19 protein-coding genes are annotated in these 22,782 nt (G+C 60.6%); 6 read left to right on the top strand and 13 right to left on the bottom strand.

From position 1 onward, the window contains the following. Positions 1 to 91 precede the first annotated feature (91 nt). The gene (locus tag PSV43_RS04200) at positions 92 to 1,405 is read right to left on the bottom strand and encodes an SGNH/GDSL hydrolase family protein (RefSeq protein ID WP_300194096.1); all 1,314 of its coding nucleotides are present in this window, start codon (positions 1,403 to 1,405) and stop codon (positions 92 to 94) included. Positions 1,406 to 1,420: 15 nt separating this feature from the next. Here PSV43_RS04200 and PSV43_RS04195 point away from each other — a divergent pair, with 15 nt between their 5' ends. Both PSV43_RS04195 and PSV43_RS04190 read left to right on the top strand, forming a co-directional pair. After that, positions 1,421 to 2,440, top strand: coding sequence for a dihydrodipicolinate synthase family protein (locus tag PSV43_RS04195; protein ID WP_300194095.1), 1,020 nt, complete (start codon positions 1,421 to 1,423; stop codon positions 2,438 to 2,440). Between the two features lie 171 nt (positions 2,441 to 2,611). After that, positions 2,612 to 2,959, top strand: a complete 348-nt coding sequence (locus PSV43_RS04190; protein WP_300194093.1) for a transposase — start codon at positions 2,612 to 2,614, stop codon at positions 2,957 to 2,959. A 307-nt stretch (positions 2,960 to 3,266) separates the two neighbouring features. Here the strand turns inward: PSV43_RS04190 and PSV43_RS04185 are convergent, their stop codons facing one another. From PSV43_RS04185 to PSV43_RS04170, 4 genes are all read right to left on the bottom strand, one after another. Then, on the bottom strand, positions 3,267 to 4,568 hold the full coding sequence (locus tag PSV43_RS04185; protein WP_300194091.1) for an NlpC/P60 family protein: 1,302 nt from the start codon (positions 4,566 to 4,568) through the stop codon (positions 3,267 to 3,269). Positions 4,569 to 4,734: 166 nt separating this feature from the next. Next, positions 4,735 to 5,637 (bottom strand): DMT family transporter, encoded by a 903-nt coding sequence (locus tag PSV43_RS04180; protein ID WP_300194089.1) that lies wholly within the window; start codon positions 5,635 to 5,637, stop codon positions 4,735 to 4,737. Next, on the bottom strand, positions 5,634 to 6,581 hold the full coding sequence (locus PSV43_RS04175; RefSeq protein ID WP_300194087.1) for an AEC family transporter: 948 nt from the start codon (positions 6,579 to 6,581) through the stop codon (positions 5,634 to 5,636). The genes PSV43_RS04180 and PSV43_RS04175 overlap by 4 nt, the downstream gene beginning before the upstream one ends. A 367-nt stretch (positions 6,582 to 6,948) precedes the next feature. Then, positions 6,949 to 7,554, bottom strand: coding sequence for a class I SAM-dependent methyltransferase (locus PSV43_RS04170; RefSeq protein ID WP_300194085.1), 606 nt, complete (start codon positions 7,552 to 7,554; stop codon positions 6,949 to 6,951). A 118-nt stretch (positions 7,555 to 7,672) separates the two neighbouring features. On the opposite strand from PSV43_RS04170, the gene PSV43_RS04165 reads away from it, so the two are divergent. Further along, the gene (locus tag PSV43_RS04165) at positions 7,673 to 9,157 is read left to right on the top strand and encodes a protein adenylyltransferase SelO (protein ID WP_300194083.1); all 1,485 of its coding nucleotides are present in this window, start codon (positions 7,673 to 7,675) and stop codon (positions 9,155 to 9,157) included. Positions 9,158 to 9,253: 96 nt separating this feature from the next. On the opposite strand, the gene PSV43_RS04160 is transcribed toward PSV43_RS04165, so the two are convergent. The 3 genes from PSV43_RS04160 to glmS are packed head-to-tail and all read right to left on the bottom strand — an operon-like array spanning position 9,254 to position 13,021. Beyond that, complete coding sequence (locus tag PSV43_RS04160; RefSeq protein WP_300194081.1) at positions 9,254 to 10,306, bottom strand: FAD-dependent oxidoreductase; 1,053 nt, start codon at positions 10,304 to 10,306, stop codon at positions 9,254 to 9,256. A gap of 31 nt (positions 10,307 to 10,337) precedes the next feature. Next, positions 10,338 to 11,144: a hypothetical protein gene (locus tag PSV43_RS04155; RefSeq protein WP_300194080.1), complete on the bottom strand. Its 807-nt coding sequence runs from the start codon at positions 11,142 to 11,144 to the stop codon at positions 10,338 to 10,340. Between the two features lie 23 nt (positions 11,145 to 11,167). Next, the gene (gene glmS / locus PSV43_RS04150; RefSeq protein WP_300194078.1) at positions 11,168 to 13,021 is read right to left on the bottom strand and encodes a glutamine--fructose-6-phosphate transaminase (isomerizing); all 1,854 of its coding nucleotides are present in this window, start codon (positions 13,019 to 13,021) and stop codon (positions 11,168 to 11,170) included. 433 nt (positions 13,022 to 13,454) lie between these two features. Between glmS and PSV43_RS04145 the strand changes: the two genes are divergently transcribed. Beyond that, positions 13,455 to 14,930 carry a SulP family inorganic anion transporter gene (locus tag PSV43_RS04145; RefSeq protein ID WP_300194076.1) on the top strand — a complete coding sequence of 492 codons (1,476 nt, stop codon included), beginning with the start codon at positions 13,455 to 13,457 and terminating at the stop codon, positions 14,928 to 14,930. Between the two features lie 15 nt (positions 14,931 to 14,945). Beyond that, the gene (locus PSV43_RS04140) at positions 14,946 to 15,800 is read left to right on the top strand and encodes a universal stress protein (protein ID WP_300194074.1); all 855 of its coding nucleotides are present in this window, start codon (positions 14,946 to 14,948) and stop codon (positions 15,798 to 15,800) included. 760 nt (positions 15,801 to 16,560) lie between these two features. Here PSV43_RS04140 and PSV43_RS04135 read toward each other — a convergent pair. The 5 genes from PSV43_RS04135 to PSV43_RS04115 form a co-directional block, all read right to left on the bottom strand. Continuing rightward, a complete protein-coding gene (locus PSV43_RS04135) occupies positions 16,561 to 18,942 on the bottom strand; it encodes a DUF1549 domain-containing protein (protein WP_300194072.1) in 2,382 nt (793 codons plus the stop codon). A gap of 441 nt (positions 18,943 to 19,383) precedes the next feature. Next, positions 19,384 to 19,512, bottom strand: a complete 129-nt coding sequence (locus tag PSV43_RS04130; RefSeq protein ID WP_300194071.1) for a hypothetical protein — start codon at positions 19,510 to 19,512, stop codon at positions 19,384 to 19,386. A 293-nt stretch (positions 19,513 to 19,805) separates the two neighbouring features. Beyond that, entirely contained in the window at positions 19,806 to 20,375 is a 570-nt protein-coding gene (locus PSV43_RS04125; RefSeq protein WP_300194069.1) for a hypothetical protein, read from the bottom strand. Between the two features lie 22 nt (positions 20,376 to 20,397). Then, entirely contained in the window at positions 20,398 to 20,946 is a 549-nt protein-coding gene (locus tag PSV43_RS04120; RefSeq protein ID WP_300194067.1) for a DUF6036 family nucleotidyltransferase, read from the bottom strand. Next, positions 20,912 to 21,355 carry a hypothetical protein gene (locus PSV43_RS04115; protein WP_300194065.1) on the bottom strand — a complete coding sequence of 148 codons (444 nt, stop codon included), beginning with the start codon at positions 21,353 to 21,355 and terminating at the stop codon, positions 20,912 to 20,914. The genes PSV43_RS04120 and PSV43_RS04115 overlap by 35 nt, the downstream gene beginning before the upstream one ends. A 171-nt stretch (positions 21,356 to 21,526) precedes the next feature. On the opposite strand from PSV43_RS04115, the gene PSV43_RS04110 reads away from it, so the two are divergent. Then, on the top strand, positions 21,527 to 22,660 hold the full coding sequence (locus PSV43_RS04110; protein WP_300194063.1) for a tyrosine-type recombinase/integrase: 1,134 nt from the start codon (positions 21,527 to 21,529) through the stop codon (positions 22,658 to 22,660). Positions 22,661 to 22,782: the final 122 nt, after the last annotated feature.

Raw genomic sequence — 22,782 nt, 5'->3', positions numbered from 1 at the left:
AGGAAAAAGGACATACTATTATTTCCATAATAGTAATCCTCCTCCTGTTCTGTGGTAATGAATCAGGCTTCAATCGCTCCTTAACACCGGTTCACGGCACCAGCTCGCCTACTAGTAAAATAGCACCCGGGTAGAAGGCCGTACCATCGAAGCGTTCCGGCTTGTCGATCTTGTTGCTGTTCTTCGCCAGAATGACCGCCTTGTCGGGTTGCTTGGCATCGATCTCGATCATTACGCTGTGCACCTTGTCTTCAAGATCACTGCCAATAACCAATGCGCTGAGGCGGTGGTAGGTGCAGTGCGCATCAAAACGCGGAACGATCTTCGCCGGTTGATCATCCAGCGTGACAATGACCTGCCCGCAGTCTGGGCCGATGATGTCATAGATGGAGCAGCGCGTGCCTTTGAAGTTAAACGTGATCGTGTCACCCGCCTGCGAACCTTTGTGCAGCGTGGTCATGCGGTTGGCCCAGCGTTTGCCGAAGTCATCCGACTTTGGATCAAGCAGCGTGAAGCCTTTTGAGAGTGTAGCGGCGGAGATGGGCAGCAGCTTGGCCTGCTCGTAATTCGTGGCGATGAAAGGTGCGCCCAGTACATGCGGGCCGGGAGTTTTGGAAGCAGCCTTGATCGGCTCCTGCGAGCGCACAATGGCTGCCAGGTACAACTCATGGCCGGTTTCCACATGCGGATGCACGCTGTCAGGCGCGAAGACGAATTTCCCTTCCAGCGCCTTTTTCTCCTCGTCCGTCTTCGGCAGTTTCGCCTTCCACACCAGCTTGCCTTCCTTCGCCAGCTTCGCCACTTCCATGCCCATGTGAATCGTCGGGATGCCATAGTGATCGGCGATCTTTTCCATCGCGCTTGCAGAGCGCTGGAACTTCCCTTCGAGCATCGCGGGCACGAGCGCTTCGGTCACCGTGTATACAAAGCAGATGTCGCACTCCGGCAGCGCTTTCCAGGTCTGGCGCACGATGCCTTCCATGCAGCGGAAGATTTGCTCCGGCGATGCCCCTCCATCATTCACCGCAAACTCCACGAACATCAGGTCCGGCTTGTGATCCAGCACATCCTGCTTCACCCGAAACACCCCAAGGTCTGAGCCCGTGCCACCGATGGCTGCATTGATCTCGCTGAACTTCGCCTTCGGATAAGTCTGCTGGAAATACGCCAGCGTCTTTGGCCGCCACCCAGTCTGCGCCGTGATGGAGCCGCCGAGGTAGCCAATCTTGATCTCGGCACCCGGCGTGTTGGCCTTGGCAAAGAAGTTCGGCAGCCCCTTGCGTGGGTGGCACTCCTGCGCGGGCACGAGCGGGAATTCATCCGCAGCAAAAGTGGCGGTGGCAAAAAGCAGAAAGAGGCAGTGGCGCAGCATAAGGACTCGGTTGAAAGGTTGAGCCGTCAGCATGCGAAGCAAATTTTCATGAACAACTTCGACTTTCGCTCCTCGCTTCAACACGGCCTGGCCATCCCCGCGCATCCGCTCGCACTCACCGCGCAGCGCAAGCTCGACGAACGCCGGCAACGCGCCTTGGCACGCTACTACATCGCCGCAGGTGTCGGCGGGCTCGCCGTCGGAGTGCATACCACGCAGTTTGCTATTCGCGATCCTCAAGTCGGTTTGTTCAAGCCCGTGCTGGAACTCGCGAAGGAGGAAATGGACCGCGCGGCCAAACCCCTCGTCCGCATCGGCGGCATTTGCGGAGTCACAGCGCAGGCCACCGCTGAAGCGGAGATGCTGCACGACCTCGGCTACCACGCCGGCCTCCTCAGCCTAGGCGCGCTGCGCACCGCTACCGAAGATGAACTCATCGCGCACTGTCGCGCCGTGGCGGATGTCCTGCCCATCGTCGGTTTTTATCTCCAACCCAGCGTCGGTGGCCGCGTGCTGCCCTACTCATTCTGGCGTCGCTTTGCCGAAATCGAAAACGTGGTTGCCATCAAGATGGCCCCGTTCAACCGCTATCAAACGATAGATGTCGTGCGCGCCGTCATCGAAGCCGGACGCGACGACATCACCCTCTACACCGGCAACGACGACAGCATCGTGACCGACTTCCTCACGCCCTTCCGCTTCGCAGGAAAAGAACGCCGCATCATCGGCGGCCTCCTCGGCCACTGGTCCGTCTGGACCCAGCGCGCCGTGCAGCTTCTGGAACAATGCCGCAACGCCGAAGCCACCTCCGAGTTGCTGCGCCTCGGCATCGAAGTCACCGACAGCAACGCCGCCTTCTTCGACGCCGCCAACGCCTTCCACGGCTGCATCGCCGGCCTCCACGAAGTCCTCCGCCGCCAGGGCCTCCTCGAAGGTCTCTGGTGCCTCGACGAAAACGAATCACTCAGCCCCGGCCAGCTTGAAGAAATCGACCGCGTATATGCCGCTTACCCGCACTTGAACGATGATGCGTTTGTGGAGACGCATCGGGATGAGTGGTTGAGGTGAGGCAGAGGTTCATGAGCAAGCGTCTCCCCGGCCGGGGTCCCGGAGGGACCAGAGAAATTAGCCGGTGATGAAGCGAAACCGCGGAGCGGTGCAGCGAGAATCACCGGATCGATGGCCCACCCCCCCCACAACAGAAGGTTGCGCCCCGGTAGGGGCACGAGAAGCTGCCGCATGCCCTCTACGCATCTCTCGCTGCATTATCATTTGGTGTTCAGCACCAAGAACCGCGAGCCTTGGCTGGCTCCTACCGCACGAAAGCGCGTGCATAAATACATCGGCGGCATCCTGCGCAACATGAACGGCGTCGCGCATGCCGTGGGTGGCACGGGAGATCACATCCACATTGCAGCGATTTTGCGCGCAACCCATTGCCTGGCGGATGTGATGCGCGAGATCAAAAGCGAATCATCCGGCTGGATTCACGAAGAGCTTCGCCTGGCCGGTTCACGTGGCAGGAAGGCTACGGCGCGTTCACCTTTGCAGCCCCAGACCTGGAGGCGGTGCGCACGTATGTACTGAACCAGGAGGAACACCATCGCGTGAAGACATTTCAGGAGTAATACCTGGGAATGCTGAAGCGCGGCATGGTGGAGCATGACGAACGGTTTCTGTGGTGAATGGGAGCGCAATGGGGTGCGGGTACTTCTCGCGCCCTTCCAGGGCGCAACGAATGACCACGAAGGGTATTCATACAGATCCGGTGATTCCCGGTCGTTACGCTCCCTTCATCACCGGCTAATTTCTTGCGAGCCTCCGGCTCGCGGAGCAGGCATAACAAGCGTGACGTTTAACCACGCGCTACGGCGGAATAAAACCGCCCGTCCCATCACCGCTGAAAAAAACGCTGCACTGAACTGACGGTTCGATCGACTCTTTGCTGGAAGGCGCTTTTCTGTGGAGCTGGAGGCGTGCGGCGTTTGGGCATGCTTGCGACGGTGGCAGTGCGTTTCTTGGTCGCCGTTGTTTTGGGTTTGGAGGAGGTGGTGGATTTGGAGGGGGCGTCAGCCACGACGGTCTTCTTCACTGCAGGTTTTGCATCGTCGTCGGATGCGCTGGTCTTGGCTTCTGCGATGTCGGCTTTGGTGCTCACAGGCTCCGAAGGAGCCACGGTCTCAGCGCCCACGGCTTTGCGCACTTCTTCCTTGGGTGCGGATGATTCTTTGGGGGGGCGGGAATTCTCGGGCGCAGGGGTTTCTTTGGTCACGGATGCTACCGGCTTGGGGGTGGGCGATTTCTTGGCTGCCACCACTTCCTTCACCATCGTCGTTTCCTTCGACGCGGGAGTTTCTTTGGAAACTGCGGATTCTTTCGGCGCAGGCGGCGGTGTCACGGCGGCGATTGCGGGGCGCTCGGGTTCCACAGGCATCAGACCCGGAGTCGGGCCGTAGCCGTAGAAGTGCTTGGTGCTGTCGGGCTTGGGCAGGCTGAAGTCGAAGACGCTGACGCCGCTGCGGCGTTCGCCATTGAAACTGCGGCCGTCGCTGGAGCCGAAGACGACGTGTTTGCCGCTCTTTTTGAGTTTGCCCAGGTAGATCATGACGTGGGTCACGGGCAGCTTGCGGGTGGTCTCGAGGCTGTTGGTCCAGAAGAGCAGGTCGCCGGGTTTGAGGGCGGCGAATTCCTCGCTGTCGAAGCTGGTGGCGGTGGGGGTGAGATAGAGCTGGCTTTTTTTGTCCACCCAGTTGCACATCTCGTCGGACTGACGCGGCACGCCTTTCAGACCCTGAAAGTGCAGCACGTGGTAAATGGTGCCGGAGCAGTCCATACCGCCCTTGCTGGGTTCATGGGAGCCGTAGAGGTAGCCGAGATCCAATCGCGTGAGCGCCATGGAACTCTGCACCAGGCTTTGGATCTGCTTCGGGTACTTGTCGAAGTCACGGATGTCCTCGACGCTGATCGTGGAGACAGCCGCCGGAGTCATCACGGGGGTGGTTGGATGTTCGTCCACGGGCTCGGCAGGCGCTGTCTTTTTGGCCGTGGTTTCAGTGCTGGCAGGGGCGGTCTTTTTCGCGGATGTTTCCGATTTGGAGGACTTTTTCCCCTTGGTCGAAGTCGTGGCTGCAAGCAGCGGAGGGCCGGTGCCTGCTGCCATAAGGATGGCCAGCAGGAGTCGCAGTGAAGTGTGCATGAATTTCGGGGTCTGAGAGTTGATGACGCTTGTTAGACGCCCTAGAGGCCTAAACTGATCAAATCAATTCGGGCACTCCTGTGTATGGAGAATACGGCTGGGCTTGAAAATCAGCCTTGTTGCACTGCAATATACACTCCTGATCCAAAGAAATAGCGCTATTTTGTCACTTCTGCATGCGGGAAATCACCGCGCAGATGACCCCCGCCATAAGGAGGATGGCGGCAAGGATGCGGATGCCGTACGCTTTGCCGGATTCGTGGCGTTCGCGATTTCCCAACAGCGGCCCGAGCAGCGCGACGACGGCGAGGCTCCACATGCCGCGTGTGGCATAGACGACGTTCACCCCCACGGCGTCATTGAAGTAGGCGAGCGAGAGGCCCAGGGTCATCGACTGCGCGGCAATCAAGGTGCTGCCGCCGAGGGACCATCGCGTGGCGCGGTTCCATGGAATCGGCGGGCGGTTGGGCAGCAGCGTCATGGAGATGAGTGAGAGCACCCCGGTGGTCCCGGCTAGGATGGCGAGGAAGGTCTTCGGGCCAAATGAGGGCGCCCACTTTTGCAGAAACACATCCGCAAACGCGTACAGCGCCGCGCTGATGAGCGCCATGACCACCGGGCCCGCGAGCCGTGCGCCCTTCGGGGTTTTGAAATCGGTGACGCTCATGAGGAAGATGCCGCCCGTGGTGATGATGGCGGCGAGCCACATCAGCGGCTTCATGCTGTCCGTGATGAACAAACTGGCCCCCAGAGCGACGAAGACGACCTTGGACCCGAGCACCGGAGTGACGAGCGAGACATCCCCGCGCTGCATGGCGATGAAGGTGAACCAGCCCCCGATGAAAAACAGCACGCCGAGTCCGACTGGCAGGTACCATTGCTGCCAGTTGACGGGCTGGGTCTCAAAGAAAGCGAGCGGGAGAAACGCGAGCGTGCTGGTCCAGTTGTTGATGTGAAAGCAGGCCATCGGCCGCGCTCCTTCCGTGAGCGCTTTTTTCAGCAGCAAGGACGCGATGGCGTAGCCGATGGCGGCGACGAGCGGGAAGAGCAGGTACCAGGGCAGATTCATACGCCGACCAGTTTTAACCCCCAGGCGATAACAAGCGGCGTGGTGATGCAACTCACCACGGTGGTGGCGATCACGACCTGCACGGCAGTGGTGGCATGACCGCCGTAGAGACGTGCGATCATGATGTTAAACACGGCGGAAGGCATGGCCGCCTGAACGACGATCACGCGCTTCAATTCCAAGCTGATCGGCAGATGGTAGGCCACCAGCAGAAAGGCAATGGGGATGATGCCCAGGCGTAAAATGGGACTGACGATGGCGACCTTCCACTGCATGGCTCCCTGCCCCCACAGATCCGCAATGGAGGCACCGATGAGCAGCACGGCCAGCGGCACCGCGCAGGCACCGAGCATGGCAAAGGTGTTGTGCGCGAGCAGCGGCACATGGGCATGCAGACCGGTGAAATTCAGCAGCAGCGAGATCAAAATGGTGATCACCGGCGCATTCAGCGCGAGCCGCCATGGGGCTTTGTCCAGACCTGTCAGCAGTCCCACACCAACGGTCCAGCAGGCCAGCTCCACGCCGAGGGTGAAGGTGAAGAGCACCCCCAGCGTGCCTTGGTCTGGAAACAGCGCGGTGACGATGGGGATGGCCACAAAGCCATAATTTTGCAGGCCGCAGGCCACACTGAAGGTGCGGCGGCCCTCGCCTCGCTTCAGGCCGACCAGCGGTGCCACAAGATATGTGAGCGCGATGCCGAGTGCGACGAGTCCATAGCCCAGCCCGGCGGCAACCAGCACCGGCGGCAGGCTCATCACGGCGGGATTTCCCACCACACGCTCGATGATCAGCGCGGGCGTGAGCATCATCACGGAAAGCTTCATCAGGCTGACGTCCGCCTCGGCTTTCAGCAGTCCCGTCTTCCGCGCCAGCGCCCCGGCACCCATCGTGAGATAGACCGGCACGGCTACGGAGAGGATGCTGAGATAGTCGAGGTTGGCCATGCGCGGGGCTCCCAGCTAGGCGGAGATGGGGGGCTTCGCAAGTACGACGGGGCAGGGGATCGCCTGAGGCACACAATCGTATCTGTACTTTTCTGCGTCTTGCTCTTCCTCCCGGAATTCCGGAGCGGGGAGGTGGAGTAAGGAAGATTGGCAGAGATTGAATCTCCGGCGGCAATGCCGCAGTTCAGAAGTACGACTGGCACTCCTGCCTGTCGATCAGCGCGCCGCCAATACCTATGGCGTGCGCGTCAGTTTTCGCTGTCGCCCCAGCAGGTGGACGTTTTTGTCGGTCAGTGTGGAATTGGGTGTGCGCCAGGGCGGTTGCGGTGACGCTGATCGACGGGCAAGAGTGCCCATCGTACTTCCTTCAGCCGCGCTTCCACACCACCCAGAGCTCGGGCGGAGACGCCGCGCGATTGATCGGGCGCAGGTGCTGCACTTCGTAGCGCCGCGACTCCAACGCTGCTGCCCAGACCGCGATGCTGCGACCCTCTTCGGCCCCGCCTTCGTGGCCGGGATACACCGCGATGGTGAGGAGTCCCCCCGGCCTCAGCAGCTCCAGCGCCGCCTGCACGGCGACCATCGTCGTTTCCGTATGGGTGATGAGCGTTTTGTCCGTGCCCGGCAGGTAGCCGAGATTGAACATGATCGCGCTGATCTTCCCGTGTTGCTCCGCCGGCACCTGCTCGCGCATGGTTTCGTGCCCGGAATGGATCAAGGTCGTCATCTCCGCCGGCACTCGCTTCGCCGTTTCCACCAAGGCAGTGGCCTGGACATCGAAGGCAAACACATGACCGCCGGGGCTCACGCACTGGGTCAGGAAGAGGGTGTCATGGCCGTTCCCCATCGTCGCATCCACCGCGATGTCGCCGGGCCGCAGGCGGTCCTTCAGCATGAGCTGCGCCCACAGCACGGAGGAGGGCAGGCCGCCATTGGGGCTGGCGAGGTGGGGTTGGGGTGGGGGAGTCGTCATGGGTGAAGGGGGGCATCCTTGCGGAGAAATCCGGGGTTTGCATCTGGTGTGTTGGCGGCGGCAGACGTGGCTGCTGGACTTGCCGCTCCGGATGGCGGATGAGGGTCGTATTCCCTGCATGTCTGAATCTGTGATTTCATCCTCTGCTCCCACCACATCCGGCCCCTCCGGCTGGAATTTGGAAAACTCCTATGCGCACCTGCCCGCGATGCTCCATGAGCACCTGGACCCTACGCCGGTAAAAGAGCCGCGCATGGTGGTGTTTAATCACGCGCTGGCGCAGACGCTGGGATTGAACGGTGCCTCATTGGCGGATCAGGCAGCGATCTTTGCCGGCAATGAACTGCCGGACGGTGCCGAGCCCCTGGCCCAGGCCTATGCAGGGCATCAGTACGGAAATTTCACCGGCCTGGGCGATGGTCGGGCGATCCTGCTGGGGGAACAAATCACGCCCACAGGTGAGCGCTTTGACGTGCAGCTCAAAGGCTCGGGCCCCACGCCCTATTCACGTCGCGGAGACGGCCGTGCGGCACTGGGACCAATGCTGCGCGAATACATCATCAGCGAGGCCATGCACGCGCTCGGCATTCCCACCACACGCAGTCTCGCGGTGGTGACGACGGGGGAGAAAGTCTTCCGCCAGGAGTCGCTGCCGGGAGCCGTGCTCACCCGCATCGCCGCCAGCCACATCCGCGTGGGCACGTTTGAGTGGGCGACTGCGCATGGGGATAAGGAGGCGCTGCGGGCGCTGGCGGACTACACGCTGAAGAGACATTATCCCGAGCGCGCCACCGCAGAGGCACCGTATCTGGCGCTGCTCGAAGGCGTGATGGAGCGGCAGGCACGGCTCATCGCCCAATGGCAGTGCGTCGGCTTTATCCACGGCGTCATGAACACGGACAACGTGGCGCTCAGCGGTGAGACCATCGACTATGGCCCCTGCGCGTTCATGGATGCCTTTGACCCGGCCACCGTGTTTAGCTCCATTGATCGCAATGGCCGCTACGCCTATGGCAACCAGCCGCAGATTGCGCAGTGGAATCTCGCCCGTCTGGCGGAGGCCCTGCTGCCGCTGCTTCACGCCGATGAAAAGCAGGCCGTGGAAATCGCGAATGCGGCGATTGAGGGTTTTAAGGTGACGTTTGAGAAGCACTGGCTCGCCGGCATGCGGGCGAAGCTGGGATTGTTCACGGAGGAGGCAGAGGACCGTGCGCTGATTGAAAGTCTGCTGGTGTGGATGCGCGAACAAAAGGCTGATTTCACCAACACCTTCCGCAGTCTGAGTGAGGCTGGTAATACAATGTTTAACGACGATCCCGCTTTCGCTGTCTGGCAGGCCCAGTGGCAGGCACGGTTGAAGCTGCAGCATCAATCGGCGGACGAGGTGCAGGAGCACATGCGTGCGCACAATCCGGCGGTGATTCCGCGCAATCACAAGGTGGAGGAGGCACTGGCGGCAGCGTCGGAGCGCGGAGATTTGAGCGTGATGCAGCGCCTGCTGGAAGCGCTGGCGCAGCCGTATAAGGATCGCGAAGCACAGGCTGCGTACCGTGCGCCCTCGGGTCTGGCACCGGGTGCCTACCAGACGTTTTGCGGGACGTAATGTAGCCTTGTTGCTGTGCAACAAGGGAGGGCTCTCGCGACATCCATGATTCTCGTTGAACGGTGGCTGTAGGCTTCGTTCATGCGCTGGGCTACTTCATATGCCGTTCCGCTGCAGATCGAGCTCCGGGTCCAGCGCGGTACCATCGAGCAAATGCTCGATGAGGTGCTTTGCGAGCCAAGGGCTGCGAAGGGAGCCTTTGGAGCCGAGGCCGTTGAGGAAGGCGACGCGGGGGTGCGCGGGGTGCGTGCCCATGAGGGCCTGCTGGTTCTTGATGATGGGCCGCACGGCGGTCTGCATGCCGGTGACGGTGGCGGGCACTTTGAGCAGGCTGCGCAGATTCGCCTCAAGCTGCGCCACCTGATCGGCGGCGGGTGTGTGGGGTCCGTCAAACTTCCACTCGTAGGTGGAGCCTGCGCGCAGGGTGCCATCGGGGTGGGGGAGGAGCCAGCAGCCCCGGTTGAGGACGCGCTGCTCGCCCCGCATGTCGGCTTCTACGGTGAGGACGGTGCCGCGTGCGGACTGAAAGGGGACCCAGTGCAGTAGCGGGTGTTTTTCTGCACTCCACCCCTGCGCCCAGATGACGTGGGAGAAGCGCTGGCCGTTCCACTCGACGCCTGCGGCATCGTCCCGCACGTCAGCGGGTTGTACATCGGCCTGGGTCCATGTGCCGAGCGTGGCGAAGAAGTCACGGCTGGTCTGCAGGTAGGTGGGGGTGTCCAGCCAGGCGGCGTGGCGTTGCTGGAAGCCGTTGGCGGGTTCGTGAATGACCTCCGCATCCAGCTCCGGCGGCTGCGGGTGCAGGAAGGGCTGCATGTCGGGGTCGCGGCGGCGTTTGTGCCATTTGGCGATTTCCGCCTCGTTTTTGAGCAGGCGCACGTAGCCGCGCGGGAAGAAGCAGCGCTGCCCTAGGCGCTGGCCGCAGCGGCGGTAGAAGCGCAGGGCCTCGCGGTAAAACATTGCATAACGCCAGCTCACTGTAAGCCGCATCCCGGTGATTGGAGTGATCAAACCTGCCGCTACCTTGGAGCAGGTGACGGCTTCGTCGCGGTCTACGATGACAAAGGGCACCCCGCGCTCCCACAAGCGCCAGGCCAGCGCCGTGCCGGCGAGTCCTTGGCCGATGATGAGAATGGGTGTGGCGGGCATGGCGCGGAGGGTGGCAGTTGCCATCTCAGGGCTACTTCTCCTCCAGCGCCTGCAAAATTTCCTGCAGCTTGTCGTGGGTCTTGGTGACCTGCTCTGCGGAGGGAATGATTTGATTGGGGCCTCTCCAGAGGACGCTGATTTCTTCGATGGCGGTGCCGATGTGCTTGATCAGGGGCTCGTCCTTTTTCGGGAGGCTGAGGCGGTTGAAGTCATCGCGGATCTCCTGGAGGATCACGGGGGAGCCGATGCACAGCGGGCGCACATCGACGGTGGCATTTTCCACGACCACGGTGGAGACGATCTCCAGCAGCCGGAGCCAGAGGCCCAGATCGATCAAGACCGCGAGGTCGTCGTCCTTCTGCTCCCGCAGCATGCGGATCAGCACCTGGTGGCTGTCCACGATCTCGTGGCGCAGCTCCTTCCACTCGTTGCTTTCGGCCATTTTTCCCTGCGCCATGAGGCGGGGCAGGAGTTTCTCACCCAGACCCAGCGTGCGGCAGTAGCTGAGCACTTCCTGGTTGTTGTTGCGGAACTGCTGGGAGTCCCCCGCCTGCCAGATGAGGAAGCTGTCTGCCATCAGACTGCCGAGAATCAGAGCGGCACGGCCGCGATCCGTTGGCGGCGTGGGTGGCGGCCCGCGGAACAGCAGACGCCAGCGTGCCTTGGTGCGCTGGCCGATGATGTCGAGAAAATCCGCCGGTGTCTGGTCGCCCCGGATGAGGGATGGCGTGACGTCGCCCAGAGCTTGTTCATCTGCCCCGGCCGTCATCCCACCCAGGCACAACCCCAGCGCTACGAGGCAAATCGTACGGCGGTTGCGTGACGGGGAATCGGACATGGTGGGGAGCGAACGACATTACTTTACTCCACTGTAACACTTTTGGCGAGATTTCTTGGTTTATCGACATCGCACCCCCGCGCCACGGCGGTGTAGTAGGACAGGAGCTGTAGCGGGATGACGTTCAAAATGGGCGTCAGGTAGGACGGACAGTCCGGCACGTAGATGACGTCATCGGTGATGCGCTCCAGCTCGGTGCGGCCTTCGGTGGTCACGGCGATCACGGGGCCTTTGCGGGCACGCACTTCTTCGATGTTGCTGACGTTTTTGTCGAAAACGGCATCCCCAGGGGCGATGAAGACGGAGGGCATGTCCGGCTTCACTAGGGCGATGACGCCGTGCTTTAGTTCCGCGCTGGGGTGGCCGCTGGCGTAGATATAGCTGATTTCCTTCATCTTCAGCGCGCCCTCCAGCGCCACCGGGTAGTTCATCTGGCGGCCCATGAAGAGCATGCCCTCGGCATTGCAGTGCTTTTCGGCGATGGCTTTGATCTTGTCCGCCTGCTTGAGGATCTGCGAGATCTTGTCCGGCATGGCTTCGAGCTGGTCGATCATTTCCAAGCCATCGACGCTGGAAAGATGGTGGATGCGGCCGAGCAGCATGCTCAGCAGGGTAAGGATGGTGACCTGGGAGGTGAAGGTCTTGGTGGCGGCCACGCCAATTTCTGGCCCGGCATGGATGTAAACGCCGCCGTCGCTCTCGCGGGCGATGGTGCTGCCCACGGTGTTGACGATGCCGAGGCAGTGGAGGCCTTTGCGCTGGCCTTCACGCATGGCCGCGAGGGTGTCGATGGTCTCGCCGCTCTGGCTCATGACGAACTGCAGCGTATTCTTGTTCGTGGGTACGTTGCGGTAGCGGAACTCGCTGGCGATCTCCACTTCCGTCGGCACGCGGGCGAGGGATTCAATCAAGTACTCGCCCACCATGGCGGCGTGGTAGGCCGTGCCGCAGCCGGCGAGGATGATGCGGTCAATCTGCACCAGTTCCTTCGGGCTCATGTTTAGCCCGCCCATGATGGCAGTGCATTCATCGCGCGAAAGGCGGCCGCGCATGGCATTGCGCATGGAATTGGGCTGCTCGTAGATTTCCTTGAGCATGAAGTGCGGGAACTCGCCCTTCTCGGCGTCATCTGCGCTGAATTCCACGCGGCTGACCTTCACCTCGGCGGGCACACCTTGGTGGGACTGCACGTCGTAGCGGTCTTTGGTGATGGTGACGATGTCGTAGTCGTTCAGGTAAACGACGTCCCGGGTGTGGGCCACGACGGCTGACACGTCGCTGGCCAGGAAATGCTCGTGGTCTCCGAGACCGATGATCAAGGGGCTGCCCAGACGCGCGCCGACGATGACGCCCGGGAGATCCCCATGCATGACGGCGATGCCGTAGGTACCCTTCACGCGGGCCAGCGCGGCTTTGACCGCATTCACCAGCCGCAGCGTGCCGTCTTTCTCCACGGAAGCGTCAAAGTAGGTGCCGACCAAGTGCGACAGCACCTCAGTGTCCGTTTGCGAATGAAAGGTGTGCCCTTTGGCGATCAATTGATCCCGCAGCGTCTGGTAGTTTTCGATCACCCCATTGTGGACGAGCACCAGCTTGCCGGACTGATCCGGGTGTGGGTGCGCATTCTCGTCCGTGGCTGGGCCGTGGGTGGCCCAGCGGGTGTGGGAAATGCCCATGGTGCCGAGCGGATTCGCCTCGGTGACGGCCACGCGCAGGTTGTCGATGCGACCGGCGCGTTTCACGATCCGGAGTTCTTCGCCACCGCCGTTCAGGGCCATGCCAGCCGAGTCATAGCCGCGATATTCCAGACGACGCAGCCCGTCCAAAAGGATTGAACTGGCCTGACGATTGCCGATGTATCCAACGATTCCGCACATGAGAAGATAAAAAAGGGGGGTAAAAAAAGTCCTGCCGAATTTGGCAAGATAATATGATACCTCCTCGCAGAAACCACGCCAGCAGTTCGTGTCTCCGGCTGTTTTTGTTTATTGGAAGGAAGTCCGCCCCGTGAGGATGTTCGCACCTGCGGCGCGAGGCAGGGTGGCACGCTGCCGCCTGCGTTCAGGCTTGCACGGGTTCGCATCGTGTTTCACATACAGTCTTGTCCAAAGACTTCACAGCGCCTCACACCTTCGCCCCGGCAGCCCCGCGGCACAGTCCCCCGTAGCCGCCAAGGAGCGTTGTTGATGCAACTCGTCGCGAACGAGGCGAAGTCTTCCGCCGGATCACATCCGGCACCTCTCCATGAGTGGTTCTGTACACGGGCAGATTCCACGGCTGTTATCCTTTCCCGTCCCCCCTTTAAAAACAGTGTTTTCCAAAAATCTCTCTCAAGAATGGTTCTCCAATGTCCGTGGCGATCTGCTCGCCGGAATGGTCGTCGCTCTCGCCCTCATACCCGAAGCGATTGCCTTCTCCATCATCGCGGGTGTTGACCCCAAGGTCGGCCTTTACGCCTCCTTCTGCATCGCCGTCGTCACCGCGTTCTTTGGCGGCAGGCCCGGCATGATCTCTGCGGCCACCGGCGCCATGGCCCTGCTGATGGTGACGCTGGTGAAGGAGCATGGCCTGCAGTACTTGCTGGTCGCCACGCTGCTCACCGGAGTCATACAGATCATCGCCGGATTTGCCCGCATCGGCGACGTCATGCGGTTTGTTTCCAAGTCGGTGATGACCGGCTTTGTGAACGCCCTCGCCATTCTCATCTTTATGGCGCAGCTGCCGGAGTTCAAAGGGGCGGGTCTGACCATGTATGCGATGGTGGCAGGGGCGCTGTTCATCATTTATCTGTTTCCGCGCATCACCAAGGCCGTGCCCTCCCCCCTGGTGGCCATCATCGTCATGACGGTGCTCGCCATCGTGTTCAAGCTGGACGTGCGGCGTGTTGGGGATCTCGGCGCGCTGCCGGATGCGCTGCCCATCTTCCTCTGGCCGCAGGTGCCGCTGACTTTGGACACCTTGCTGATCGTGCTGCCCTACTCCGTGGGTCTGGCTGCGGTGGGCCTTTTGGAGTCGTGGATGACGGCGCAGATCGTGGATGAAATGACGGACACCACCAGCGACAAAAACCGCGAGTCCAAAGGCCAGGGAGTGGCCAATATCGTGGCGGGGCTTTTCGGTGGCATGGCTGGCTGCGCCATGATCGGCCAGTCGGTTATCAATGTGAAATCCGGCGGGCGTGGGCGGCTTTCCACCCTGCTGGCGGGGATCTTTCTGCTCATCTTGCTCGTCGTGCTTGGCCCTTGGGTGAAGCAGATCCCCATGCCGGCGCTGGTGGCCGTGATGGTCATGGTTTCCATCGGCACCTTCTCCTGGGCATCCTTCAAGAACCTGCATCTGCACCCGAAGAGCTCCAGCATCGTGATGGTTTCCACGGTGCTCGTCGTCGTCTTCACGCACAACCTCGCCATCGGCGTCGGTGTCGGTGTGCTGCTTAGCGGCATCTTCTTTGCGCGGAAGGTCTCGCAGGTGCTGCGCGTGCAGAGTGTGCTGGAGGGCGAGTGCCGCAGCTACACTGTCACCGGGCAGCTCTTCTTTGCTTCTGCGGATGCCTTTGTGAAGCAGTATGATTTTAAGGAGGTGCTGCCAAAGGTTCGCATCGATGTGACCCATGCGCATTTCTGGGATCTGACCGCCGTGGGCGCGCTGGACAAGGTGGTGCTGAAGTTCCGCCGCGAAGGCACGGAGGTGGAGATCACCGGCCTCAATGAAGCCAGCGCCACGCTGGTGGACCGCCTTGGCATTCACGACAAACCAAACGCTCTGGAGCGCCTGCTCGCCCATTAAAAACCACCCGCCACCATGTCACCCATTCTCACTTGTACCGACGGCTCTCTCTACGCACCCAGCGTCTATGCCCACAGCGCCTGGGCCGCCGGCCGCATGGGCGCAGGCATCCAGGTCCTGCATGTTTTAGACGCCCACCGCGAGCGCGCCCAGGGCGGCGACCTCACCGGGGCCATCGGGTTCGACGCCAGTACTGAACTGACGGAAGAACTCGCCCGGCTTGAAGAAACGCAGGGCCGTGTGGCCCGCATCAAAGGCAAGGCCATTCTCGAAGATGCTGAAAAGCAGCTCCGCGCCGCAGGCGTAGCGCAGGTGGGAACCCTGCAGCGGCATGGCTCCCTGGCAGACACGCTTGAGGAGCTGGAACCCACTGCGAGTCTTGTCGTCATCGGCAAGCGCGGAGAGCACGCCGACTTCGCCAAAGGGCACCTCGGCGGGCAGTTGCAGCGGGTGATCCGCACCAGCGTACGCCCCGTGCTGGTGGCCGCGCGTGCGTTCAAGCCCATTCAGCGTTTCCTCGTGGCGTTTGACGGTGGGCCGAGTGTGATGAAGGCCGTGGAGTTTGCTCTGACCCATCCCTTGTTGCAGGGGCTGGAATGCCACCTCCTGCGAGTGGGGCATCCGGACGATCAAGCGATGGCGGTGATGGACGAAGCCGCCGCCAAACTGCGCGCCAGCGGGTACACGGTGACGTCTTCGGTGCAGCCGGGAGTGCCGGAGGAAGTGATCGCCAGCGTGGTGAATTCCGGCGGGGTGGATCTCCTCGTCATGGGTGCCTACGGGCACAGCCCGGTCCGCCATCTCATCCTTGGCAGCACCACGACCACCATGGCCCGCACCTGCTTGGTGCCGCTGTTGATGTTCCGCTGATCGCATGGACCCATGCGATGGGTTCAGGTGGAAACGTTTTCGTTGGGCTTGTGGCGGTTCGGGGAATGGGTGGCGGGGTCAAGAATTGGCATGGCCATTTTTGCGACAGAAGGGGGCTTTGGTGTGTCGGATTCGGCAATTCTGCACGTTGTTTGCGTTTTGAGAGGTCGTGCTTTGGCTGGCCGGCGATGAATGGGCGATCCCATCGGGTAGGGACTTGGTGGAAAGACCAACTTTCCTGCGAGCAGGGTGGGTGCAGCGGAAGGGGTTGCGGGATTCAGGGGAGTTTGGGGTTGTTGAGCGTGCTTTTTCGCTTTTCCACTAATGGGTTTCGGGAAACGGTGTTGATGCAATGAATTTGCACCGCAGAGGCTGGAACTCCGCAGAGATTTTCTAGAATCGGTTCAGAGCCAATCTGCGATTTAGTTATTCGGGAGGGGCGGAGGGAGCGGAGAAATTGAGCTTGTTGATGATGGGTCTGCTTCATCGGCCTCTTCGGTCAGGCTGACTTCCTCACATCCGCTTTAGCGGTAATGAGTTTTGTGAATCGGTCGAGATGTGGGGTGCTGAGCGATGCGTGATTAGATCGGGCTCGGAGGTAGCGAGTGCGCGGTGGTGGGCTGTAACGCCTGAACACGCGCCCAAGAGCTGTTTTTCAATCTCACACCACCCATTATGGATCAGTAGTTTGTGAAGGTGATGCTCACAAAATGCCTGGCATCTTTTCTTTTCTTTCAAATAAGATCGCCATGGCAGTTCCTTACTGGTTGAAGATGAACTGCCGGGTATTGACCAGTGCGTAGATCAGGTCCTCCACGGTGCTGAGGCCATTGTCCTGGGCCTGAAGGCAAAGGTCTTTTTCCCTGGCGGTGGGCTTGCGGGAAAGCACGGCCATATAAACGGCGTCAATTTTTTCGTCGGAAAACCGGGCCCTGCCCACGGTAAGCATGAGCTGGCTGTAGCGGTCAACGATTTGCGGGAGGAGCTCACTATTCATCAATGCCAGAGCCTGGGGAACCGAGGCTTCACTGTTGCTGTTCTCAATGAATTCCCGGTCGCTCTGGCCAAATTCGCGCAGGAAATGACCGCGCGGGGCGGGGCTTTCGATTTCCGCTGCGCGCAGCCATTGCTTGGACTGCCTGGACCGAGAACGGAAGTAGTCCCGCCACTGCGTCCGGGGGATGGCATAGTACGTGGCCTCTTCGCTCCAAGCCCTTGTCTCAGCTTCGGCGACTTCCGCCTTGGTCATCTTGATCTTGCCATCCCCGGCAGCGGCCATCGCGCGCCCGACGTTGGCTGCGCCGGCCGTCTGCATGCCGGCACTGGGGGCGGCTTCAACCGGAACCTCCCGACTGGGTTCATAAGCGATGGTCTCGAAGGGTTTGCCGGTGACCTTCTCGAACAGCTTTTTTTGGCCGGGAATGATCACTTCCGTCATGACGTTGTGGCGGGCATTGTTATAGAGGGCGGTGATCTCACGGCTGATAGATTTAATTTTCGCATTGCACTCAGCAGCGCGGGTGAGGGCAGCCTTTTTTTCAGGGCCCGTGACTTTGGCGGCGATGGATTGGTATTTTTTGGCCTCATCGCGGGCCTCCGCCATCAGCTTCTGCATGGCCTCCAGACCTTCCGGCTGCTCCTGATACTTCTTGGCGGCCGCTTGCATGCTCTTGAGCGTCTCAGCCGGACCGGCGACCTTTTCCACAGCCAGCCGACGCTGATCCAAGTACTCGAGGGCGGTCATGTTTAGCATGTCGGGATCCGGGTTGATGAGTGTCACAAAGCTGTCCCACAACTGCTCGGCGGTCATGCGGCGCAGCAGCGGGCCGGTGAAGTGGCAGGCAGTCCCGGGCGCCACCTCCTCGTGGGAGGCCTGACGCTGGTAGGTGCTCGTGTTGAAAAGGATGCGCAGATACGCCTTCATGTCGTAATTCAGGCTCACCATCAGCTTTTCAAGATGGCTCAACAATTCGGGATTCACCGCCACGGTATTGTCCGTGAGATCGTCTAGCGGCTCGATCAGGGCGAGGCCGAAGGCCTTTTTCCACAGGCGATTGACCACGACCCTGTTGAAGCGGTCGTTGTCTGGATTCGCCAGCCAGCGTGCGTAAGCCTGGACCCGTGTTTCACCTGGCAGAGGTGTACATGCATGGCCCGTCATGAAAGCCGCTTCCACGACGGATCTGGGCTTCGCATCGTCATACTGGTAATTCGGTGGCAGAGTGATCTTGCGCTTCTCGTCAAAGGTCACCTTGGGATAGTGAGGGTTGCCACGAGGCAGGGCCTGATTGTAGAGACGCTCAGCCTGGTGCAAGGCCTCCTCAGCCTCCCGGCGTGCCCGCCCTACTTTCTCCATCTCCGTCCAGTACGCGAGGCGGTCGGCCTCAGTGGCCGGGTTTTTGGGCCATGCAGGCTGTTTGAACGTGGTGCGAATGGCCATGTCTTGATCACGCACAAGGTCGCTGATGCCGCCGACGATACCGCCGCCGAAGTCTCTGATTTGCACGCCAAAGGTGAAGGCCGCCATCCCGTAGAACTGCTTCTGTGTCCACTTGTCAAAGGGGTGATTGTGGCACTGGGCGCATTCGATGCGGGTGCCCAGGAAGACGCGCACCGTGCTGGCCATGTTGTCCAAGGGCATGCCACGATCACGTGTGTAGTAGCCGATCGCACCATCGGACCAGGCCCTGCCCTCTCCGGCGACCATCTCCCGCACGAACATGTCGTACGGCTTGTTGCTGCGCAGCGCATCCTTGACGAAATGAACATACGCGGGGCCTGTTCGCTGGCCCTTGGATTGCACGCGCAGCACATCGGCCCAGTAATGGAAGTAGTTCTGAACATAGCCCTCGGAATCGAGGAGCTTGTCGATGAGTGCCGCCCGCCATCCCTCTTCTCTGGAGGCCAGAAACTCCTCAGCCTCACGCGTGGTGGGAATGCGGCCCACCACATCCAGATAGATGCGGCGCACGAAAACGCTGTCATCCGCCGGGGCGTTGGGCGTCAAGTTGTTAGCCGCCCAGTCCTTTGCCAGAAGCGCGTCAATTTCAGCGGCGGCGGCGGCGGAAACTTCGGTGTCGGCCCGGGCGAGCGACCCCAGCCAAAACGTGAAGATCATTGAACATGCCAGGAGGCTTTTCATGCGAGGTGAAACGCGGGATCAAGCCCTGCTGTTGCAGACGGACAAAGATGCCCGGCATCTTTTCTGTGGCATCTTTTCGGTGTGTGTTGGTGGGTCGATGAGGCGTTCGATCCATCATCACACGAGGGTACTGAATGCTTGGCAGGAATGGTACTCGGTTAAGGAGTGTTATCGTGGATTTCGGTGGTGCTGGGCGCAGGCGTTCGGCGGGGCTTTTTGCAGACGCTGCTGGCACCCGGCAGACATCAGCGAAGCGATGGGTTTGCTTCCCCGGAATTGCCTGCAAAACCCCGGGTAGCCTCGCCGAGGCTCGGCAACCCGGGGCTCTACTCCGCAGCCCCTTCAGGGCTGATGTGTGGCGGAGTGAAGTGATATAAGTGAGCGGCATTCCGGCAAAAACACGCGGGGTTTCTGGCACCATGAAATAGGCGAGAAGCTGCCTTAACTGCTGAGCAGGTGGTCAATCTCGTCAGACACGAAATTGACGCCGCGGGTCTGATAGACCTCAGCGGGTAGATTGACGCCGTGGAGGTAAATGCCGAAGCCTTCGCGATGGCCGAAGGGAAGCACCTGCTCGGTGCCTTCTAAAAGTCGTTTTCCGGCAACGGCGGGCGCATGAGGTAGAAGAGCGAGGAGGAGAGCAGCTCCTGATGTGTCTCTGGATGGCGCGGCATGTGCAAACCAAAGGCATGCCGGCAGTATCGAAAATTTCAGCCCTGCGCACCGTGGCCCATTGATGGGCCGCGCGGAGACCGGGTGCTGATTAGAGCGTCACCCGAGCTGGAGAATGTTCCAGATGATTCTGGCCGCAGCACGGTGAGTGGGACTCAAACCAAGCCCATAGGGCTGAGCTGTGTCTGAAATCATGCCGGGAAGAGACTGGCGAAGTCCGATGCTGAAGACAATGATAAGCGATAGATGCCCTGAAGGCCGACGGTGGTGGTGAGGCGGCCTTCAGCCACGCCACTGACGGGCCAGTCGGCCTTGTTGAAACGGAAGGTCAGCCGCGTCAGCATCTCGGGTGGAAGGACGGTATCGAGGCTGAACGGAGTGGATCTCTCTGCCAGCAGGACATGATCTGACCCGGTCCAGTTTAAGGCGCGCAGCCATGGGTGTAATTCGACCCCCTTGTCGAGCGTCTCGAAAGCGCGTGGCCCATGACTCTCGGGGGGATAGAGATCGGGATGAGCCGCGATGAAGTCGTCCACCGTCAGGATCGCCCTCACGCGTATCTGCGAGAGAATGTGAACTGCACCGTCTCGAACCGAAACCGGATATACGATCTCTCCCGCCTTCACGCCAGCTTTGATGAAACTTGGCTGCGTGGTGTGAGGGCCGCCAAAGAGAAAGTCAATGCTCCTGCCGATGAGGCCGTGCTTTTTGGCGATCCGGACCCGGTCACTGTTCCAAAGCACTGTGTAGGCATTGCTCATAACATCAAGCCAAGCGGCATCTTTAGATCATGGTTCGCACTTTTGCCAGAGCTTCGCGATACTTCGGCATGAGGAAGGAGAATGGCACATGGGAGATAGCGTCTTCGATCTCGTCGTATGTGACCAGTCCTGCGTGGAGCATCCTGGAGAGATGCTGGAAATCTTTGGGACGCGCAGCATCGAGCTTGTTGATGGCGATATCGACAGGGGCGAGGCAGAGCACGGATACTTCCTCGATGGTGAAGCGTGCAGCCCGCTCGCGCCAGCCGACGGGGAGGAGATCGGTGAGCAGGGATTCGCCGACATGCTCGACGTAGAAGCCGTGAGATTCTACGAATTCGGATTGTTTGCCGAGCTTTGAGTCAAAGTCTTTGACGCCCTGGAGGGTGCCTTCCTGGGTGATGCCGATGTCGAAGTCCACGGTCCGCAGCAAATCACCGGCGCGGGTTCCAAGGGCTACCAAGGCACCGGAGCCGCCTACGACGAGCTCGAGGCATCCCGTCACACGACGGACCTCGCGAACAGCGACGGTCAGATCAGCGATGCCGAGCTGACGATGAGACTGGGACATGGGCTTGATAGAACTGGTTTTCCGGCAGAGGGGGGCGCATGAGATAGAAGGGGGAGGACGAGAGCAGCTCCTGGTGTTCCGCTGGTTGGGCCAGCATCTGCAAAACGAGTGGCAGGCCGCCGGTGTCGAAAATTTCGGCCCATTGAACCATCGCCCAGCGGAGGTCGGGGCGCTCTGCGTGCCTGACGAGCAGCTCTTTGTTTCGGGCTACGGCGGCAGAATAGTAGCCGGGGTGTTTTTGCAGATCGGCGGCGATTGCTGTGGCGGTGGCTGATTCCTGAAGGCGGAGCGACTGGACTTGGGCCTCGTATCGAGCCCGACGCTGCTGGAGGCTGTTGTCGCTGGCGGGGCTTTCTGCGAAGGCAGGAGCCGAGCTGGGATGGTCAGTGATGGGCAGCGCAGAAACCATGGCTGATTTTAGCCTAACTTTAAAAGGCTTGTGGAGGCGAGGGCGGGAATTGAACCCGCGCATAGGTTCACCCATCTTTGCGAGGCTGCAACCGTTGATTTTACAGGGATTGACACACCTTGACACAGGGGGGCACGTTGTTACTCTCGTTGTTACCAAAATCAGTTCTCCATGGCATCCCTCCGCAAGCGTTCGAAAAGTCCTTTTTACGTGGCCTGCTATTATGATGCCAACGGCCAGCGCACGCAACGCAGTACTGCCACCACCAAACGAGCGGAGGCCATGCGAATAGCATTGGAATGGGAGCAGGCAGCACGCGAGGGCAGGGCCGGGACTTTCACCATAGATCGTGCGAGGCGCGTCCTGAATGAGATTCTAGGCGTCACAGGGCAGGGCATCGACAAGGAGAGCGTGGGAGCCTTTGGGAAGCGCTGGCTTGCCACGAAACTGAGCACACGGGCCAAAGGCACATCCAAGACCTACGGCCCCATGATTCAGGGCTTTTTAACCGCACTCGGCAAAAAGGCAGATGTGCCGCTCTCCGCCATCACACCGGCAGACGTGGAAAAGCACCGCGACGCGCTCACAAAGGCAGGGCGCAAGCCTTCCACCATTCGGCAGCATTTGAAGGTTATCGGCGCGATGTTCGCTGGCGCACAAAGGCAGGGAATGATTCAGACGAACCCGGTTAAATCCGTGGAGGTTGACGATGTGAAGCAGGAGACACGCGAACCCTTTGAGCAAAAAGAACTCGCCGCCCTGCTCCATGAAGCCAAGGGCGATTGGAAAACTGCCATCCTGCTAGGCGCATTCGCTGGCGTGCGCATTGGAGACGTGACGGCGCTCCGCTGGGATGCCATCGACCTTGCAGAGGGCACCATCACATTCACGCCGCAAAAGACCTCACGCATGGGGCGCACGCTCAAGCTGCCGTTGCATCCATCCCTGATGGAGCACTTGATGAACATCGCTGGCGACGATGCGCACGGCTTTCTTTGTCCATCACTCGCAGGCCGCAGCACCGGAGGCAAGACGGGTATCTCCCGCCAGTTCATTGCACTCATGGCACAGGCGGGCGTGGATAACCTGCCACGCGCTACGGCACGCGGAGCAGGCCGCACACAGAGCGCCAAGAGCTTCCACAGTCTCCGCCACTACTTCAACACCGCGCTGCTCTCCGCTGGTGTTGATGAAAAATTGCGCATGGCTCTATCCGCTCACACCAGCGCTCAAGTGAACCGCAAATACTCACACGCCGCCGCTGCTTCACTGCGTGATGCAGTCGCCAAACTTCCCGCGCCATGAACATCGAAAATACCCTCGCTAAGGCTTTGGGTTTAGAAGTCTGGGAGTTTCACCTTATGTTACTTATGGAGCAGCTGCAACGCGTCATTGATCGTGACGAAGATAGAGGCGGGCAGGCGGAG

The sequence above is a fragment of the Prosthecobacter sp. genome, assembly GCF_029946185.1.
Lineage (GTDB): Bacteria > Verrucomicrobiota > Verrucomicrobiia > Verrucomicrobiales > Verrucomicrobiaceae > Prosthecobacter.
The sequence above is the reverse complement of the archived record's forward strand: the minus strand, read 5'-3'. Positions and strand labels throughout refer to the sequence as shown.